This window comes from Komagataeibacter kakiaceti JCM 25156 (assembly GCF_000613305.1).
Window position 1 is genome coordinate 1 of sequence record NZ_BAIO01000842.1, and the last position, 674, is coordinate 674.

Sequence of the window (674 nt, forward strand, 5' to 3'; positions counted from 1 at the left end):
GGATCATGGACGACGGGCTGGGAACGGTTGGCGTGGTGGACTGCCGCCCCGGCAGCAGCAATGTGATCCCGGGTGAAGTCACGTTTACGGTTGATCTGCGCAACCCGTCCGATCATGTGCTTGAAGCCATGGAGGCGGATTTCCGCACCCGGATCACGGACATTGCCGCACAGTGCGGTGTCACGGCCGAAATCGCGCCGACATGGAATTCCGCCGCCGTGCATTTCGATCCCGCCTGCGTGGACTGCGTGCGTGAAAGCGCGCAGGGGCTGGGATATTCCATGCGCGATATTGTTTCGGGTGCGGGACATGATGCGGCCTATGTCGCCCGCATCCTTCCCACGGCAATGATTTTCGTCCCCTGTCTGGGCGGGATCAGCCATAACGAGGCGGAAAGCGCGGAACCGGACGACATCACGGCGGGCGCGAATGTTCTGCTGCATGCCGTCCTGCGGGCCGATACCAGGTTCGATCGCGCCTGACCCCACCCGTCAATAACAGATCCCCGGCCCGGCGGCTGGCAGGTTTCAAGGAGAGAAGCGTATGAGCACCGCACTATCCACCGAATCACGGAACGACCTGACGGCACGGGGGTATTCACGGCGGCAGATCGGGCGGATCGGCGCTCTCCTTGGCCTGGGCGCCGCCATGGCCATGGCGCCGGGGCGCGGCAG

Annotated in this window: 1 protein-coding gene; it reads left to right on the plus strand. The window is 64.2% G+C overall.

The genetic code is table 11. The annotated features are described in order from the left end of the window. Positions 1-482 (plus strand): M20/M25/M40 family metallo-hydrolase (locus tag JCM25156_RS19415; protein WP_025814464.1); only part of this gene is annotated, 482 nt, incomplete at its 5' end. Between the last annotated feature and the right edge of the window lie 192 nt (positions 483-674).